We start from the raw sequence: 16,889 nt of genomic DNA on the forward strand, positions 1-16,889 counted from the left end.
TTGAAGTGCATGAGCTGGGTGGTAGGAGAAGTCGTTCGCGTCTTGTTGCGTTGGTAGCTGTATTGCTCGCTGTGATGGTGGCCGTCGTCGGCTGCACGATCGGTGGCAAGGACGGACAGGGCGGCGCGGCGGCCGCCGAGCCAGCACCGGTGGCGACCGTGGTGTCGACGCCGGCGCCCGGCACCAAAGATGTCAGCCCGGTCGCCCCCGTCTCGGTGGCGGTGACCCAGGGAACGCTGTCCGACGTCAGCCTCAGCAATGCGGCCGGTAAAGCCGTTGCAGGACAATTGTCGCCTGACAAGACATCGTTCACCGTCAGTGAGGCACTCGGCTACGGCACCACGTATTCGTGGTCGGGCTCGGCAACCGGGACCGACGGTAAATCCGTGCCAGTCCAAGGGAGCTTTACGACGGTTGCCCCGGAGTCGACCACCGGCGCCACCCTCAACATCGCCGACGGCCAAGAAGTTGGTATCGCGGCACCGATCACGTTGCAGTTCGACAACTCCGTCGTCGACAAGGCGGCCGTCGAGAAGGCGCTTGTCGTGACCACCGTGCCGCCCACCGCCGGATCGTGGGCTTGGCTGGCCGACGACAACGGCGGATCGCGGGCCCATTGGCGTCCGGCCGATTACTGGGTGCCGGGCACGACTGTCCATCTGGACGCCAAGCTCTACGGCTTGAACTACGGCGGTGGCGCCTTCGGCGACCAGGATCTCACGCTCGACTTCACGATCGGTCGTAGCCAGGAAGGCGAATGCGCCCAGCCACCGCATGCAGGTGGTGCGCGACGGTCAGACGATCATGGACATTCCCGTCAGCTACGGCGAGGGAAACGAACCTCGCAACGTCACGCGCAGCGGCATTCACATGGTGACGGAGAAGTACGAAGACTTCATGATGTCCAATCCGCCGTTCTACGAGAACGTGCGTGAGCGTTGGGCCGTGCGCATCTCCAACAACGGCGAATTCATCCACGCCAATCCTGAGACCACCGGGGTGCAGGGCTCGTCGAACGTCACGAACGGTTGCATCAACCTGTCGACATCCGACGCGCAGGAATACTTCGGAACCGCCCTCTACGGTGACCCCGTAGAGGTGACCGGCACGTCGATCGACCTGTCTCCTGCGGACGGCGACATCTACGACTGGGCAATCGATCTGCCGACCTGGAAGTCGATGTCGGCACTGCCGTAACTCTGTACTGCGGTAAATCCGTGGATGAGGGAACCGTCCGGGCTCTGCTTGCGTCTGTACAGGTAAGTGCTGTCGGCTCGGGGGAGTCCGACGGGGGTTTTCGACTTCAGGGGGACAGCGGTGGGCATTCCATTTCTGGAAGACGTGCTGGGAAGAATCTCCGAAGCGACGCAGGCCGTGCCTCCTGGCGTGGCGGCATTGCCAGTTGTCGGCACTCCCATCGCGAGCGCAATCGCTACATCTGCTCTGGTGCAATCCATAACCGACGACCGCGGCGCGTTCGACGACGAGATGGCTGCTGCGACCGTCGACGCCGATGTGGAGCGCGCACGAGCCTGGGGTGAGCGCGATGCCCTCACCGCCCAGACGTCGTCGCTCGAGTACAGCGAACACGCAATCGTGGACGACGATCCGTTCGATGCGATGTCGCACTCCGAAATCTTCGACCACGTCAACGAGATGAATCCGGCAACCCTGAGTGCGATCGGTGAGGCTTGGAAGGCCATTGCAGGCCGGGTCGAAGCCGGCATCGGGAAGTTCCAGAACGACGTGAACGGTGCGATCACCGAAGGCTGGCAGGGGCGCGGCGGCTCGGCTGCGCTGGAAGCAGTGCTGGCCTACTCGGCTGATGCGGGTGAGCTGAAGGTGCGGGTCGATCTGATCTCGAACAAGATCGAGGAGGCGAAGATCGCACTCGACGAGGCCAAACGCTCGATTCCGGCCCCCGACGGCGCCTCGACGGTCGAGAGGTTTCTCAGCATGGTTCCCGGGGCTACATGGAAGCAGGCCCAATACGAAGCCGAAGAAGCCGAACGTCAAGCGCGCCAGGTGATGAAGGACGTGTATCTGCCGTCCATGAAGCGTGCGGACGATCAGGTGCCGATCCTCCCGGCCGCATTCAATCCGGTCACCGGCGATGGAGGGGCTGGAAGTGGCGGGGCTGGAAGTGGCGGCGCATTCGGTGGTGGTGGTGCCGACGGCGGGAACTTTTCGGGTTCAGGAAACGGGCTCGGCACGCCATCTACATCGGGTGGCGGAGTCGGTGGGGGAGCGGACGGTGGAAACTCCGGCGGGGCAAACCCGCCCGGACACGGTTCCGGTCAGAATCCGTCCGGCACCGATACCGGAAATGGTGACAACCGTAGCGGCGTTGATGCCCAAGGGAATCCGAACGTCGATGCAGTTCGATCCGGAACCGGTTCCGACCCGGCCGGGACCACGGCGGCACATGCCGGTCCACTGTCCGCCGGTGCAGCGCCAGATGGCCTAGCTCGTGCAACTCCGAATGGCGCTCAGCTTGGTTCCGGAACGCCGTCAGGCCTGGTAGGTAGCGGTTCGGGTGGTGGTCCTGCTGGTGGAATCGGTACCGGAGGCTTCGGGCCAGGTGGAACCGGAGGTGGCGCTCTCGGCCCTGGCGGCGTGGGCGGCCTCGCCAATGGCGGGCGTGGGGGCGTCAACGGAGCTGGCGGTACCTCGGCGACGGGCGCGCAGAGCGGTCGGGGCGCGATGGGTGGCGTCGGCGGCATGGCACCGGGACGAGGGCAAGGGCAAGACGAAGACAACGTTCACGACACCCCCGGCTACCTCGTCACAGTCGAGAACGGCAACGCCCTGGTCGGCGACCTACCGATGGTCTCCCCGGCGGTGCTGGGCGAATGACCACCATGCAGTGGCAGTTCACCGGCCTCGAATTCCAGATTCTCTGGGAAGCGGTCGGACGTGACCGACTCCCGTACCCGCTGCGGTTTCGTCCGACGGCCGAAACCATGAACGAGCTGACAGAAGAGCGACGTCGAGCGGGAGCACACCTGGCTTGGTTGCTCGACGATCGGCTGCATCACGTTCTCGGTGCTCTTGCGAATCCTGATGCTCGCGTTGAGGTTTCCGGTTTTCACGGGCAGAACATGAGTACGGTGACGCGATTGCACGGCGTTGTTGCCGGCGACCTGGGGGTGCTCCTGACTCAACTGCCCGGCAGGACTGTCGACTGTGGCTCCGACGTGGTTTTCACCGTGGTACGCCCATCGGCAATTCCACGGATGCTCGTCGATCACCTGCCGACCTGCCCCGCTGGATCGGAGCGTGGTGTGAGCATCGAAAGGCCGAAAACTTCCGGTAGAGCGAGCTTCCTGAGCAGTGCCGCCGGTGCGCGCGGGAGCGAGGAAGTGAGCAGATTCTTCGGCCGAGAGCGGACCTCGATCGGTGAAGTCACCACATACCCGGGAGGAGCAGTGGACAGCAGACCGACAGACGACGGCATAACGTTCCACTGGTACGACTATGCCGGAGATGGTCGGTACATCGTCACCGCTGATGAAACCGTAAGTGCCCGTAGCGCTTCCACGGAAATGACGGAGGCCGAGATTGCACGCAATCTCGGCCTCGTCCTGCACCGGGTGATTCGCACTGGTTAGTCAGAACGATTCGAACTAGCTGGTGGTGCGGTGGAACCGACCGGGGCTTGCCTGATCCCTCGGCTTGACGATGATCTGATCGAGGTTCACATGTGACGGCCGCGACGCGACAAAACCGATGATCTCGGCGATGTCCTGCGCCACCAACGGTGTGATTCCCTCGTACACCTTGTCGGCCTTGTCCTGATCGCCCTCGAACCGGACGAGTGAGAACTCCGTCTCGACGGCTCCCGGCGCGATTTCGGTCAGTCGAACGGGCTTGCCCAACAGTTCACCACGCAATGTCCGATGAAGGACGGCTTGAGCGTGCTTGGCGGTGGTGTAGCCCGAGCCGTTGTCGTATGCCTCCAGCGCGGCCACCGAGGTGATGGTCACGACCAGACCGTCACCCGAATCGATCAGCTTGGGCAGCAGTGCCTTCGTCACACGCAACGTGCCCAGAACATTGGTCTCCCACATCCACCGCCAGTCGTCCAGATCGGCGTCCAGGACTGTTGCCAGACCCTTTGCACCACCCGCGTTGTTGACCAACACGTCGACACGTGGGACCACGGCCGCGAACGCGTCGACGGAATCCTCGTCGGTGACGTCGAGTTCGAGAGCGGTACCACCGATTTCCTCGGCGATCTTCTCGAGACGATCGACGCGGCGAGCACCGATCACGACGTGGAATCCCTGAGCTGCCAGGGTGCGGGCGGTGGCCTCACCGATTCCGGAGCTGGCTCCGGTGACTACGGCGATGCGGGCATCGGAAGAAATGGTCATGATGCAATCGTAGGGCTAGTCGGCGGCATACTCTGCTTCCCGTTCGATGGATTCGATGTGACGACGCGGTACTTGTATCCGACCGGGTGTGTAGGTGACGGCGCGCAGCGCGCCGCTGTACCGGAAGGGACCATGGCGTCGTCGTACCTCCCACGACACAGGTCCCCTGGCGTCGACACCGACCGAGATACCGGTCCACGGCGCCATTCCCACCAGTTGTACTTGCCCGAGCAGCTGGCCCGCGTGAATGCCGTCGACGCTGACGTGGAGATCCCAACGCAACCGCGGTACCACCGTCACCGACAGCTCGATGCGTTCGGTGCCGAGCGCCAGCGGTCCGGCGTCGACAACGGAGTAGGAACCGAACGCGTTGTACCCGAGATGCAGGTGCCCGTCCTCGACGTAGAGAAGGTACCCACCCTGCGGATCGCCATGGGCGACAAGGACACCGGCGTCACCTTCGCGGTAACCGTCGAGTTCGACCGTGATGTCGAAGTCGCGGAACCCGATCAGCTTGGATGAGCGGTAGCGCTCCAGCGGGGGCGTTCCGGCAAGTAGTCGCACCGGGCGTGAGAGTGCTCCTTCCTCCGGACGGCGAACCGCGCCGACGGTATTGCCGAGTAGAGGAAACACGGTGTTCGCCCACGCCGAGTGGTCCCAGGCCTCGGCGAGTTCGCGAACCTTGTCGGGAAACCGTGATGCCAGGTCGTCGAGCTCGGTCGGGTCGGTGCGGACGTCGAACAACTGCCAGTGCGGTTTGTCGATGTCCGCCGGGGTGAGAGCCAGCAGTTTCCAGCCGTCCTTGTAGTAGCCACGGTTGCCGGTCATCTCGGTGTACTGCTCGGTGTGAGTGCTCGGAGCGGCAGACGAACGCAGAACGGACGCGGAAGACACCCCGTCGAACTCTTTCACCGGGAGCCCGTTTCGCACACTGGGTGCGTCGATTCCGGCCAGTTCGAGCAGCGTAGGGGTCAGGTCGGTGACGTACGCGAACTGGTCGCGAATCCCGTTGTCGTCTGCTCCGGGTTTCAATCCAGCGGGCCAGGACAGGAGAAAAGGAACACGGATCCCGCCGGCAAAGGATTGCCCTTTGTAGAACCGGAACGGGGTGTTGGACGTCTGTCCCCATCCACGTGGATAGTGGACGCCCAATTCAGGTCCGCCGATGAGGGATTCGTCGTGGGGGACATCGCCCACCCAGTCCGGATCCTGAATATGCGCGAACTGTGCGAAGTAGCTTCGGGTCCCGTCCGAACCGCCCTCGGCGGTGCCGCCGTTGTCGGAGGTGAAGACGATGATCGTGTTGTCGAGCTCGCCGAGTTCGTCCAGGGTGTCGACGATGCGTCCGACGCTCTGATCGATCGAGTCGACCATCGCCGCGTACACCTCCATGTAGCGGGCGAACCTGGACTGCACTTCCGGCGTGAGTGATTCCCATTCGGGGACGTCGAAGCCGGGTTCGGAGTTTCGCGGTGCTTGTTGCGTACCTTCCGGAAAGAGGCCTTGCACGAGCTGAGAGGCGAACCGCGACTCGCGGATTCGATCCCACCCTTCGTCGTAGCGGCCGCGGTACTTTTCCTGGTCGGCAGGCTTGGCCTGCAACGGTCCGTGCATGGCGACGTGTGCGAAGTAGAGGAAGAACGGCTTGTCCTGATCGTGGGCGCGGAGGTCCTTGATGTACCCGACCGCTTTGTCGGTCAGATCGTCGGTGAGGTAGTACCCCTCGGGGTACTCGTCCACGTCGACCACAGAATTGTCGGAGATCAGTTGATTGGGATAGTAGAAGGAGTTGAGGCCTTCGAGTGAGCCGTAGTAGCGATCGAAACCGCGCTGCGTCGGCCAGGAGTCACGACTTCGTCCCGGGGCCAGGTTGGCGTCGCGTACGAGGTGCCACTTGCCGACGGCATAGGTCGCATAGCCCGCGCCGCGGAGGATTTCGGGGAGTGTCTGGACGTCGTCGGCCAATTCCAGACGCAGTCCGGGGTAGCCCGGATCGGCGTTGGCGACAAAACCGTACCCGGCGCGGTGCGGATTCAGGCCGGTGAGAAGAGCTGCGCGCGACGGCGAGCAGAGGGGCGTCGTGTGGTAGTTGGTCATCCGAATGCCCTGCGCGGCAAGGCGGTCGAGGGTGGGAGTCTCGATCTCGGAGCCGAACGGCCCGATGTCGCTGTACCCCATGTCGTCGATCAGAACCACGACGATGTTGGGTGATCCGGGAATCGGGGTCGTGGAGGTGGGCCACGACGGGGTCGAATCGGCTGCGGTGCGGCCGATTCGACCCTCGAAGCCTTCGTATCCGCGGGCGTGCGGAGGAGGGGCGGAATCCGGTGAAGTCATGGGAGAGTCGAGGCGCCTTCGATGATCGAGTATTCGGAAGCGTCGCCGGCGATGCTGCGGCTTCGTTCCCCGTGGATGTTGACCGGGATGTCGCCGGCAAGGGTGATGCGCTCCAGACGCCGGTACTGATCGTCGTAGTCGGCGATCGCGTAGTGCTGGGTGGCGCGGTTGTCCCAGATCGCGACGTCACCCGCTTCCCAGTTCCACCGCGTCGTGTACTCGAGCTTGATGGCGTGATCCTGCAAGAGCTTGAATACACCGTTCGACTGTTCGGTGCTCAACCCGACGAAGTTCTTGACAAAATGTCCGAGGACGAGCGTGCGTTCTCCGGTTTCGGGGTGGACCCGCACCACCGGGTGTTCCGTCTCGAAGTACGTGGACTGGAACTCCTCGCGGTAGGCGGCCGTGCGATCTTCGGTGAGCCGCTCGGCGCTGGTTGCCGCATAGTCGTAGACGTTCGTGTGGCGAGCCCAGAGGTTCTCCGCGAGCGCCTTGAGCGGATCCGGCAGTCCGTTGTAGGCGGCTACCCCCGACGCCCACGTCGTGGAACCGCCGTATTCGGGTAGCTGCACCGCGCGCAGGATCGAAGCCTTGGGGATGCGGTCGACGAAGGTGACGTCGGTGTGCCAGCTGTTGGCCTTGCCCAGGTCCGAGTCGATGGGCAGAACTTTTGCGCCGTGCGACTTCACGGTGGGGTGGGCAGTGGTCGGGGTACCCAGCAGCTGGGCGAACTCGTACTGCGAATCGTTGTCGAGGTGGTCTTGCCCGCGAAAGAAGATCACCTTGTGTTCGAGAAGTGCTTGCCGGATGAGGGAAATCGTCGCCGGGTCGAGATGCCCGCCGAGAGTGATTCCGTCGATTCGGGCGCCGATATGCGCGCCGAGGGTGGTGACAGTGCCGCGAGCGGCGTCAACGGCCGCTCCGTTCGTTGATGCCGAATTCGTGAGGGTCGGCTTGGCGAAAGCTGTAGACATGGTGCACCTTTCGTGGGGAGTGTGCCCACCCAAACACGCGAGATTTCGCCCCGACAGGGTTGCGTTCAGTGTGATCGTTACCGCACCTGATTTGTGAATCTCGGTGAAGCTGCTACTTTTGGAGCCATGTCGACCGACCAGCCTGCCGCTTTGCGGGTCACCTATGTGACCGCTGCGCTTGGTTCGCGTCTGCCTCTGGCGCGAGAGCTGTGTTGTCGCCGCCGTTCTTTCTGCAGCTAATTTCTGCGCCTTTTCTGTCTATTTCTTCGTGTGACCAGTGGAAACGCTGATTTCTCGGTCGACAGAGATATGCGCCTTCTCCTCCTTCTGCAAGGGACAGCCATGTCGACACCCACAATCTCCGCCATTCCGAACATCCGATCGCGAACCGCGCTCTCGGGAACCCGGACCCGTACCCAGATAGTTGCGCCCGAACTACGCATCGCCGACGGTCCGTCCGCGACTGTGTTGCGCATTGCTCGATCCCGTGGGCCGCTCTCACGTGACACTGCGGCAAAGGCATCAGGGCTGAGCATCGCCACCGTGAACCGGCAGGTCACGAGCCTGCTGGACCTCGGGATCCTGCGCGAACGCGCGGACCTGACGGCCTCCGGAGCAATCGGGCGTCCGCGAGTTCCGTTCGAGGTCAACCACGAGCCTTATCTGACAGTCGGCATCCACATCGGTGCCGTCGTCACCAGCATCATCGCCAGCGACATTCGTGGAAAGGTGCTCGGCGCCGTCGAGATTCCGACGCCTGCCACCAATTCTGCTGTCGCGCTTGCCACCATTGCGCGCTCGGCCAAATCCTTTGCCTCGCGGTGGCACAAGCGTCGTCCGCTCGCCGTCGGCGTGGCCATCGGCGGTCGCGTCGATTCAGCGACCGGAGTCGTCGATCACCCGCGTCTGGGATGGAAGGGCGCCAAGGTCGGGTCCATCATCGGAGCCGGCTTGGATCTCCCTGTATCGGTAGCCGCCCACGTCGAGGCGATGGCCGCGTCGGAACTACTGCTCAGCACCGACCGTGCCGAAGCCCCGACGCCGGGCACTACCGGCCTGTACTTCTACGCTCGTGAAACTGCCGGCATCGCAATCACTTTCGAAGGGCGAGTGCACACGCCGTCCAGCGGACCCGGTTCGATCGCGCACCTCCCCACCGGTTCGTCCGCACGGTGCACCTGCGGAGCCGTGGGTTGCCTTGAAGCGACGATCAGTGACCGCGCCGTAGTCGCGCAGGCTTTGTCTTCGGGCGCCGTGATCCAGGGCAGCGAGCGTGTCACGATCGCGGACGTCTACCGGGCCGCGTCGTCGGGTTCCATTCCGGCACACGAGCTTCTGGTTGATCGAGCACGCGTCCTCGGCCGGACAGTGGCGATGCTGCGTGACCTGTTCAACCCGGATCGTGTGATTCTGGGTGGTCAGGCATTCACCGACTATCCGGCCGGGGTGCCCCATGTCGCCGAGGCTTTCTCGACGGCATCCTCCTTGGAGCGTAAGGACATTCGAATTACCGGTTTCGGCAATCGGGTTCAGGAATACGCTTCCACGGTCGTGTCACTGAGCTCACTGTTTGCTGATCCCGCTGCGGCTATGCGCCGCGCGTCGGCCGTCTGACTGCGAAGAGGGCAGTCAGAGTTCCGGTCGATCCAAGACTCGCAACCATGATCCGTCGGGCTGGCGGCGCGCGACCTGCGTGCGCCCGCCGGTTCCGTCGGAAGGTTTGGTCGAGGTCATGGCCAGGTCGCCGCTGATCACCGTCGGTAGAGATTCCTCGACGGTGAATCTCGGTGCAGCTGCCAGCATCTGAGAGATCACCTCGCGGATGGCTTGGCGGCCCACGGTGAGGGATCCGGGAGGGAAGGCCATCACCGCATCCTCCTCGTAAAGTGCGGCGACGGCGTCTGCGTCACCAGCGTTGGCGAACTGCACAAAAAGCTTCGCGATGTCTTCCGGGGTTCCGGCCTTCTGAACGTCATCTGTTGTTGTCATGCTTCCATCGTTCTAGTACTCCGGCGATAAGTCCAAGATCTAGTTTGTCTCGCAGCTAGAATCAGCAGTTATGGAACTTCGGCAGCTCGAATACTTTGTCACGGTAGTGGAGGAAGCCAACTTCACTCGCGCCGCCGAGCGGCTTCACGTAGCCCAACCGGGTGTGAGTGCCCAGGTCAAACGGCTGGAACGTGAGTTGGGGCAGGAATTGCTCGATCGTAGTGGTCGAACCGTTTGTCTGACCGACGCCGGGCGAGCTGTCCTCCCGCACGCCTACGCTGCACTTGCTGCCGTTCAGAGCACCCGCGACGCTGTCGATGCCTTGAACGGACTGGTTCGGGGTTCCGTTTCGGTCGGGATGGTTACCGCCTGCGCTTCCGCCGACCTCACAGATCTGCTGAGTCGGTTGCACAACAAACACCCCGGACTGGACATTTCGCTGGCCGAGGACGATTCGCGCAGTCTGCTTGCCGGAGTGTTGGACGGAACCTTCGACATAGCCGTCATCGGGGTGGCGGGAGAGCTGCCGGAAGGGCTCGAATCGAGGGTGATCACCGACGAACGACTGGTGGCCGGAGTGGCAACGGATCATCCGCTGGCCGAGGTGTCGTCTCTACCGTTTGCCGAGCTCGCCACGCGATCGGTCATCTGTCTGCCGGAGGGAACCGGTATCAGGACGTGTCTGAACTTCGCATGCGCCGCGGCCGGCACCACGCCGACGGTTGCGCTCGAGGCAAGCAACCTCGGCATCATCGTTTCATTGGCCGCGCAGGGGCTGGGAATGGCCGTGCTTCCCGAGTCGGCAGTGGGGGAGTTGCATCGGATCGATCTCGAACCGGAGGCGCGATCTCGGCTGGTATTGGTCTGGCGTTCGTCGGGCGGCAAGAATCCTGCGGCCTCCGCTCTCATCGATCTTGCGAGAGCTGTTCCCGCCGAGTGAGTTCGGCCTGCGCCCGATCCAATCCGCCGTGCTCGAGAGCAGCCAACCTCGACCTGTCCTTCCAGACGATGGTGCCGCGTCGCCGGACGATGACCGACATCGTTCCACCGAGATGCTCGAGCGCTCCTGGTACGTTTCGACGCTCGGCAGGTATCGGAACAGGAAGTATGTGTGCGTCGGCGATGGGTGCGGTCCCGTCGATGTCGACGCTCCACTTCCGGCTGTAACCCCGAAGCGTCCAGCGATCGTCGGACACCGTCGTCTCCACCTGTGACGTCAGAGGATTACCCAGCCGCAACACCGTTCCGTCCGGTAGCGCGGCAACGACGGCGGTGACTTCGGTGCGCAGAGGTCCGGCGCTGACCTGTCCGCCGGCAAACGCCACGCAGGCTCGAGGATCGGTGAACCCCTGTGCCTGTCCCCACCACCAGGATTCCGGGAATCCTCCCTTTCCCCAGTTCTTCTCGCCGTACACCTGCGCTCCGGTGAGATCCCAGCTCTGTCCGTCGATGACGGCGCTTCCCTCGACCCGGCCGCCGAGCAGCCACGGATGCCAGTACTGATTGAGTGCGGGAACTGATTGGAAGTAACTCGATCCCCCGAAGCGGCGGTGCGGCCAGAATCGCTGACTACTGATGCGCACGTCGAGATGACTGTCGCCGAAATCGACCTGGAGTCGATCGGCATTGCCGCGGAAAGCGTTGTCGGCGTAGGCCCCCAGGATACGGGGATCGGCCGATCCATTCGGATGCTCAGCAGTGCGGAGGAATCCGCCTGGGTGTGCCGCGAGACCGAGCGTCGACCAGCTGTCGCCGTCGGCCTTGTTGATTCCGGCGAGCGCGATCACCACCCGTCCGCTGTCTGGCATCGTGAATCGCCAGAAGTAACCCTCCATCGCAACGTCATGGGAGGCAAGCAGATTGCCGTACGGCAGGGTGGCACCCGAAGCGCGGTACGCGGGAAGCTTCACGGTCCCAGTACTGCCTGTGATGCGGTGACCTGAGCGACGAGGCGGCCCTCGTCGTCGCGGATCTCGGTCACCACCGCGACGGTGCTGCGCCCCGCATGCAGTGGCCGGGCGGTTGCGGTGACCGTGCCCTTGCGCACGCCGCGAGTGAAGACGGTCGACGAACTGGTGGTGGACGTACTTGCGCCGGGCGGCAGATTGAGGAATGCACAGACGGCGCCGACGCTGTCTGCCAGCGTCATCAAGGCGCCGCCGTGCATTCCGTTGCCGGCGGTGGTGCGGTGGCTGTCCCAATCCAGATGGCCGACAACCTGTTCGGGTGCCGCGCTGTCCAACTGAATACCGGTGTGAACTGCAAAAGGCATGCTCGCGACAAGTTGTTCGAGGTCCATGCCTACCGATGGTAACGAGCCGCCGAAACCTCCGTCGGGACTTCGGTTTATCGAGGGCGGTGACTCACAGGGGCAGGGCGGTTTCCGACAGCCCTTCCGGCGCGTTGCGACGACGGAACCACTCGGTGCCGAATGCCGCGGCGAGTTGCTCCGTCGGCATTTCGAGGAACGGGCCGAAATCGCCGACCTGCGTTGCGTGCGCGTACATGGCCGCGCGCTTGGACGAGATCACCGAACTGACATCGACCGCGGTGGTGAGTTGGTCAGCCGGAAGCCCGAACGATTCGATGTCCGGCGGCTGCGCCTCCTCGGTCCACTCGGGGTTGGCCTGCATCAGCATCTTCATGTGATCGCGGTTGGTGGACGCCTCGTAGACGAACGGCGTGCCCGCGAGTTCTGCAGCACGAACGCCGACGTGGTGGACCTGGATGTGATCCGGGTGGCCGTATCCGCCGTTGGGGTCGTAGATGGTCAGGACATCGGCGTTCTCTTCACGAAGAACCTCGGCCAGACGCTCGGCGGCCTTCTCGACGTCGACGTTGCAGAACGCTTCCGGATTCTCGTTCTCGGGCGTACCCACCATCCCCGAATCCGGGTAGTGCAGGGACACGACGCGACTGGCACCCAACGCGTCGGTGGACGCCTCGAGCTCACGGCTGCGGCGCTGAGCCAACGTCTCGTATTCGTCCAACAGTCCGTCGGGGAATTCACCGAGAGCACCGTCGGTAGCGGTGACGACTACGACGCGGTGACCTGCGTCGGCGGCCATTCTCATCACGCCGCCCGTAGTGAAAACTTCGTCATCGGGATGGGCGTGGAAACACACCAGGACACTCATTCGCGCAATCGTAAGGCAAGTTACCGACAGGTCAACCCGAGCGCACAGTGAAAACGATTTGTCGAGTCGGCCTCGGCTCTGTGAACCTTGTTCAGTGCACGAGAAGCTGACATGAGCGAATCCACCAACAAAGGCCTGCTGAGCGCCTACCGCGAGATCTTTGCCGCCCCCGGATCGGTCGCCTTCTCGGCCGCCGGATTTGTCGCAAGGCTGCCGATCGCCATGATCGGTATCGGAATCGTGACGATGATCTCGCAACTTCGTGGTGACTACGCGCTCGCCGGCGCGCTCGCCGCGGTTTTTGCGCTCTCGTCGGCGATCATCGCGCCCGCGGTCTCGCGTGCGGTCGACCGCTTCGGACAGCGAGCGGTCCTGCCGATTGCCGCAGCCGTGAGCGTCACCGCGATCGGGGCGCTCCTGCTCGCAGTCCGGATGGAAGCTCCCGACTGGCTGCTGTTCGTTCTGGTCGTCCCCGGCGGCGCCACTCCGACGATCGGCGCGATGATTCGCGCCAGGTGGGTGGCGATCTATGTCGGAAAACCTCAGCTGCGCACCGCCTTCGCCTTCGAATCGGTGGTGGACGAGCTCTGCTTCGTGGCGGGCCCGGTCATATCGGTAGGTCTGAGCATCGGGCTCTTCCCCGAGGCTGGACCACTGGCAGGGTTGATCCTGCTGGTCACCGGAACCCTGCTGCTGGTCATACAGCGCGGAACCGAACCGAAGGTGCATCCGCGTCGACCCGGCCGCGGACGATCGGTTCTCGGTAACCACGTGATGTGGATCGTCATCGTGATCATGGTGATGCTCGGAACGATCTTCGGCGTCATCGACGTCGGCGCCATCGCGTTCACCAAGGAACAGAATTCGCCGGGGTCGGCGACGCTGGTCCTCGCGCTGTTCGCCGGCGGTTCGGGAATCGCGGGACTGATCTTCGGGTCGATGCACCCGGCGCGATCGCTGCGCGGGCAGTTGATGATCGCGTCCTCGGCGGTCGCCGTTCTCAGCGTCCCGCTTCTGTTGGTCGGAAACGTGGCCGCACTTGCGGGTGCCTACGTGCTGGCGGGCGCGACCATCGCACCGACGCTCATCATCGCGACAGCCCTGGTCGAACAGATCGTCCCGCCGGAAAAGCTCACCGAGGGAATGACCCTGACGGTTACCGGCCTCGGCGTCGGCGTGGCGCTCGGGTCTGCGCTGGCCGGACAGCTGATCGATCGCTACGGCGTCCCGTCGGCCTACATGCTCGCCGTCGGCGCCGCAGTCGCAGCCTCTATCGTGACGGCATGTCTATTCGTGAAGCCGTCAGCGTCGACGGCACGTCCATCGTCTATCGAGTAACCGGAAATTCGGCGGGGACCCCGCTGGTGTTGCTGCACGGCTGGGCTCAGTCCTCGCAGTGCTGGGGCGAGCAGGTCCTCGCGGACCTGGCCGCGGACTATCGGCTGATCGCCGTCGATCTGCGCGGCCACGGTTACTCCGATGCGCCCGAATCCGGATACGACGACTCCGCGAACTGGGCCGGCGACGTCGCGGCTGTTCTTGCGGCCGAAGGCGTCACCGAGAACGCGATCCTGCTCGGCTGGTCGTACGGCGGTCTGGTGATCTGCGATTACCTGGCAGTGCACGGCACCGGCGCGGTGGCGGGTGCGGTTCTGGTCGGGGCGATCACCAGCATCGGGCGCGGCGAAAAAGGTGGCAAGGTCGGCTCGGCGATGCGTAGCGCAGTTCCCGGCGCGATGTCCGAAGATCCCCGCGAGGCGATCCGTGCACTCGGCGCTTTCGGCAATGCTCTCACCGGCCCACCCGAGGGCAAGGGTGCAGCGTCGCAGGCCTTGTTCGGGAACAGCCTCTCGACGCGTCCGCGGGTGCGCGCAGCACTGTTCAACCGTGCTGTCGGTCACGACGACTTGCTCCGCAACCTGGATATCCCCGTTCTCGTTCTGCACGGAACCGAGGACTCCGTCGTCGACGTGAGTGCAGGTAAGCACGCCGAGGAACTGATTCCCAAGTCCCAGGCGTCGTACTGGGAAGGCTGCAATCACGGCCCGTTCGTGGAGGATCCGACACGATTCGTGTCCGAAGTGCGAACGTTCATCTCGAGCCTCGGTTAGAGTTCGCGCCCGGTGAGGGGGCAGTATGGAGTCGTGACGCCCATGCACATTTCGCGCCCTCGCCGGGTGGCCGTTCTCTCGGTCCACACCTCGCCATTGGCGCAACCCGGCACCGGTGACGCGGGTGGGATGAACGTCTACGTTCTGCAATCCGCCATTCAGCTCGCCAAACGTGGCGTCGAGGTGGAGATATTCACCCGCGCGACGTCCTCGGCCGACGCACCTGTGGTGGACGCCGCTCCCGGAGTGCGGGTTCGGAACATTGCTGCTGGTCCCTTCGAAGGGCTGGACAAGGCGGATCTGCCGACTCAACTGTGTGCCTTCGTCGCAGGAGTTCTACGGGAGGAAGCGCGCCACGAGCCCGGGTACTACAGCCTGATTCACTCGCACTACTGGTTGTCCGGTCAGGTCGGCTGGCTGGCCCGCGACCGCTGGGGCGTGCCCCTCGTACACACCGCCCACACCCTCGCGGCGGTGAAGAATCTTTCGCTTGCCGAGGGAGACACCCCGGAGCCGGCAGCACGTCAGATCGGCGAGCAGCAAGTAGTCGCCGAGTCCGATCGCCTGGTCGCCAACACCACCGACGAAGCCAAGGCGCTGCACGAGTTGTACGGCGCAGACCCCACGCGTATCGACGTCGTGGCTCCCGGCGCCGATCTCACCCGCTACCGACCGGGCGATCGCGATTCCGCCCGCGCGTCGTTGGGGTTGGACCCGGGCGAGGTCGTCGTGACTTTCGTCGGCCGGATCCAACCTCTGAAAGCACCGGACGTTCTGCTGCGTGCTGCCGCCGAAGTGATCAGCCGTCGCCCCGAGTTGCCGTTGCGCATCCTCGTCGTCGGCGGGCCGTCCGGAACTGGCCTCGCGCGGCCGGACGTGCTGATCGAACTTGCACGCTCACTCGGCATCACCGCGCAGGTGACGTTCTTGCCGCCGCAGGCTCCTGAGCGTCTCGCCGATGTCTACCGTGCCTCGGATCTGGTTGCGGTGCCGAGCTATTCGGAGTCCTTCGGATTGGTCGCCATCGAAGCTCAAGCCTGCGGAACTCCCGTGATCGCCGCCGACGTCGGCGGACTGGGAGTGGCCGTACGCAACGGTGAGACCGGCCTGCTGGTTCAAGGACACCGCACCGAAGATTGGGCCGGCGCCCTCGAATCCTTGGTGACAGCACCGACGCGCTTGGCCGAACTCGCCGCGCAGGCGCCGCGTCACGCCGAGAATTTCTCGTGGGAACACACCGCGGACGGTTTGCTCGAGAGCTATCGCAAAGCCGCAGTCAACTACAACAACGGAACCGGTCCCAGCGACTTCTCGCCCCGCCGTGCGCGGGGTCTGTGGCGTCTGCGCCGGACCGGGGGAGTGCGTACATGAGCAGCATTTCGGACACCATCGAGCAGGCTCTCACCGAGCGCGAACTCGAATTCACCAGAAAAGACGACGCGCATTTCATCGTCGAACTTCCCGGTGAACACAAACTCAAGACGTCGACTCTGCTCACCGTCGGCAATCACGGTGTGCGGGTCGAGGCCTTCGTGTGCCGCAAGGTGGACGAGAACTTCGAAGGCGTCTACAAGTTCCTGCTCAAGCGCAACCGCCGTCTGTACGGGGTGGCGTACACACTCGACAAGGTCGGGGACATCTACCTGGTCGGCAAGATCGCGGAGCATGCCGTGACCGGCGATGAACTCGACCGAGTGCTCGGTCAGGTTCTCGAAGCCGCCGACGGCGATTTCAACGTCATCCTCGAACTCGGCTTCTCCTCGTCCATCAAGCGTGAGTGGGCGTGGCGGGTGTCGCGAGGCGAGTCGCTGGCGAATCTCGAACCGTTCAAGCACCTCATCGAGGAGGAGCCCGCGCAGAGCTGATCGAGCGGGGTGAGACACATCGCGGATGTGTCACGTAAAGTGACCTTTACTTGTGACTGTCGTCACGGAATAATACTGTTCCCGTGAGTCACAGTAAGTT

Annotated in this window: 15 protein-coding genes and 1 pseudogene; 9 read left to right on the forward strand and 7 right to left on the reverse strand. The window is 63.8% G+C overall.

What is annotated here, in order from left to right; translation table 11 throughout:
• Positions 1-5 precede the first annotated feature (5 nt).
• From M1L53_RS12525 to M1L53_RS12535, 3 genes and pseudogenes are all read left to right on the forward strand, one after another.
• A pseudogene (locus M1L53_RS12525) lies at positions 6-1,197 on the forward strand (Ig-like domain-containing protein).
• 120 nt (positions 1,198-1,317) lie between these two features.
• Positions 1,318-2,856, forward strand: a complete 1,539-nt coding sequence (locus tag M1L53_RS12530) for a hypothetical protein (protein WP_054187844.1) — start codon at positions 1,318-1,320, stop codon at positions 2,854-2,856.
• Positions 2,853-3,611, forward strand: coding sequence for an ESX secretion-associated protein EspG (locus M1L53_RS12535; RefSeq protein ID WP_054187843.1), 759 nt, complete (start codon positions 2,853-2,855; stop codon positions 3,609-3,611). Before M1L53_RS12530 ends, M1L53_RS12535 begins: the two co-directional genes overlap by 4 nt.
• 15 nt (positions 3,612-3,626) lie before the next feature.
• On the opposite strand, the gene M1L53_RS12540 is transcribed toward M1L53_RS12535, so the two are convergent.
• From M1L53_RS12540 to M1L53_RS12550, 3 genes are read right to left on the reverse strand one after another with little or no spacing between them, the layout of a single operon-like run.
• Positions 3,627-4,376 (reverse strand): SDR family NAD(P)-dependent oxidoreductase, encoded by a 750-nt coding sequence (locus tag M1L53_RS12540; RefSeq protein WP_003942076.1) that lies wholly within the window; start codon positions 4,374-4,376, stop codon positions 3,627-3,629.
• A gap of 15 nt (positions 4,377-4,391) precedes the next feature.
• Entirely contained in the window at positions 4,392-6,713 is a 2,322-nt protein-coding gene (locus M1L53_RS12545) for an arylsulfatase (protein ID WP_054187842.1), read from the reverse strand.
• A complete protein-coding gene (locus M1L53_RS12550) occupies positions 6,710-7,687 on the reverse strand; it encodes a TauD/TfdA family dioxygenase (protein ID WP_042452972.1) in 978 nt (325 codons plus the stop codon). Before M1L53_RS12550 ends, M1L53_RS12545 begins: the two co-directional genes overlap by 4 nt.
• 342 nt (positions 7,688-8,029) lie before the next feature.
• On the opposite strand from M1L53_RS12550, the gene M1L53_RS12555 reads away from it, so the two are divergent.
• Complete coding sequence (locus M1L53_RS12555) at positions 8,030-9,301, forward strand: ROK family transcriptional regulator (protein WP_074447122.1); 1,272 nt, start codon at positions 8,030-8,032, stop codon at positions 9,299-9,301.
• Between the two features lie 15 nt (positions 9,302-9,316).
• On the opposite strand, the gene M1L53_RS12560 is transcribed toward M1L53_RS12555, so the two are convergent.
• Positions 9,317-9,676, reverse strand: coding sequence for a nuclear transport factor 2 family protein (locus M1L53_RS12560; RefSeq protein ID WP_054187841.1), 360 nt, complete (start codon positions 9,674-9,676; stop codon positions 9,317-9,319).
• 70 nt (positions 9,677-9,746) lie between these two features.
• Between M1L53_RS12560 and M1L53_RS12565 the strand changes: the two genes are divergently transcribed.
• Positions 9,747-10,616 carry a LysR family transcriptional regulator gene (locus M1L53_RS12565; RefSeq protein WP_054187840.1) on the forward strand — a complete coding sequence of 290 codons (870 nt, stop codon included), beginning with the start codon at positions 9,747-9,749 and terminating at the stop codon, positions 10,614-10,616.
• Here M1L53_RS12565 and M1L53_RS12570 read toward each other — a convergent pair.
• The 3 genes from M1L53_RS12570 to M1L53_RS12580 all read right to left on the reverse strand — a co-directional run bounded on the left by M1L53_RS12570 (position 10,582) and on the right by M1L53_RS12580 (position 12,813).
• Positions 10,582-11,586 (reverse strand): tocopherol cyclase family protein, encoded by a 1,005-nt coding sequence (locus M1L53_RS12570; protein ID WP_054187839.1) that lies wholly within the window; start codon positions 11,584-11,586, stop codon positions 10,582-10,584. The genes M1L53_RS12565 and M1L53_RS12570 overlap by 35 nt on opposite strands.
• Positions 11,583-11,975, reverse strand: a complete 393-nt coding sequence (locus tag M1L53_RS12575; RefSeq protein WP_003942017.1) for a PaaI family thioesterase — start codon at positions 11,973-11,975, stop codon at positions 11,583-11,585. The genes M1L53_RS12570 and M1L53_RS12575 overlap by 4 nt, the downstream gene beginning before the upstream one ends.
• Positions 11,976-12,039: 64 nt before the next feature.
• Positions 12,040-12,813, reverse strand: a complete 774-nt coding sequence (locus M1L53_RS12580; RefSeq protein ID WP_003942001.1) for a PIG-L family deacetylase — start codon at positions 12,811-12,813, stop codon at positions 12,040-12,042.
• A 111-nt stretch (positions 12,814-12,924) separates the two neighbouring features.
• Here M1L53_RS12580 and M1L53_RS12585 point away from each other — a divergent pair, with 111 nt between their 5' ends.
• From M1L53_RS12585 to M1L53_RS12600, 4 genes are read left to right on the forward strand one after another with little or no spacing between them, the layout of a single operon-like run.
• Positions 12,925-14,151, forward strand: coding sequence for an MFS transporter (locus tag M1L53_RS12585; RefSeq protein WP_003942019.1), 1,227 nt, complete (start codon positions 12,925-12,927; stop codon positions 14,149-14,151).
• Complete coding sequence (locus M1L53_RS12590) at positions 14,097-14,924, forward strand: alpha/beta fold hydrolase (RefSeq protein WP_054187838.1); 828 nt, start codon at positions 14,097-14,099, stop codon at positions 14,922-14,924. Before M1L53_RS12585 ends, M1L53_RS12590 begins: the two co-directional genes overlap by 55 nt.
• 42 nt (positions 14,925-14,966) lie before the next feature.
• Entirely contained in the window at positions 14,967-16,295 is a 1,329-nt protein-coding gene (gene mshA / locus M1L53_RS12595) for a D-inositol-3-phosphate glycosyltransferase (protein WP_003941843.1), read from the forward strand.
• Positions 16,292-16,789, forward strand: a complete 498-nt coding sequence (locus M1L53_RS12600) for a YbjN domain-containing protein (RefSeq protein ID WP_003941943.1) — start codon at positions 16,292-16,294, stop codon at positions 16,787-16,789. Before mshA ends, M1L53_RS12600 begins: the two co-directional genes overlap by 4 nt.
• The last annotated feature ends 100 nt before the right edge of the window (positions 16,790-16,889 follow it).

It is taken from the genome of Rhodococcus sp. T9N, from assembly GCF_024436645.1.
Taxonomy (GTDB): Bacteria; Actinomycetota; Actinomycetes; order Mycobacteriales; family Mycobacteriaceae; genus Rhodococcus_F; species Rhodococcus_F qingshengii.

Excerpts from the sequence above, each read along its gene's own strand:
- M1L53_RS12535 (WP_054187843.1), top strand. The coding sequence starts at position 2,853 with ATGACCACCATGCAGTGGCAGTTCACCGGCCTCGAATTCCAGATTCTC.
- M1L53_RS12540 (WP_003942076.1), bottom strand. The coding sequence starts at position 4,376 with ATGACCATTTCTTCCGATGCCCGCATCGCCGTAGTCACCGGAGCCAGC.
- M1L53_RS12545 (WP_054187842.1), bottom strand. The coding sequence starts at position 6,713 with ATGACTTCACCGGATTCCGCCCCTCCTCCGCACGCCCGCGGATACGAA.
- M1L53_RS12550 (WP_042452972.1), bottom strand. The coding sequence starts at position 7,687 with ATGTCTACAGCTTTCGCCAAGCCGACCCTCACGAATTCGGCATCAACG.
- M1L53_RS12555 (WP_074447122.1), top strand. The coding sequence starts at position 8,030 with ATGTCGACACCCACAATCTCCGCCATTCCGAACATCCGATCGCGAACC.
- M1L53_RS12560 (WP_054187841.1), bottom strand. The coding sequence starts at position 9,676 with ATGACAACAACAGATGACGTTCAGAAGGCCGGAACCCCGGAAGACATC.
- M1L53_RS12565 (WP_054187840.1), top strand. The coding sequence starts at position 9,747 with ATGGAACTTCGGCAGCTCGAATACTTTGTCACGGTAGTGGAGGAAGCC.
- M1L53_RS12575 (WP_003942017.1), bottom strand. The coding sequence starts at position 11,975 with ATGGACCTCGAACAACTTGTCGCGAGCATGCCTTTTGCAGTTCACACC.
- M1L53_RS12580 (WP_003942001.1), bottom strand. The coding sequence starts at position 12,813 with ATGAGTGTCCTGGTGTGTTTCCACGCCCATCCCGATGACGAAGTTTTC.
- M1L53_RS12585 (WP_003942019.1), top strand. The coding sequence starts at position 12,925 with ATGAGCGAATCCACCAACAAAGGCCTGCTGAGCGCCTACCGCGAGATC.
- M1L53_RS12590 (WP_054187838.1), top strand. The coding sequence starts at position 14,097 with ATGTCTATTCGTGAAGCCGTCAGCGTCGACGGCACGTCCATCGTCTAT.
- mshA (WP_003941843.1), top strand. The coding sequence starts at position 14,967 with ATGCACATTTCGCGCCCTCGCCGGGTGGCCGTTCTCTCGGTCCACACC.
- M1L53_RS12600 (WP_003941943.1), top strand. The coding sequence starts at position 16,292 with ATGAGCAGCATTTCGGACACCATCGAGCAGGCTCTCACCGAGCGCGAA.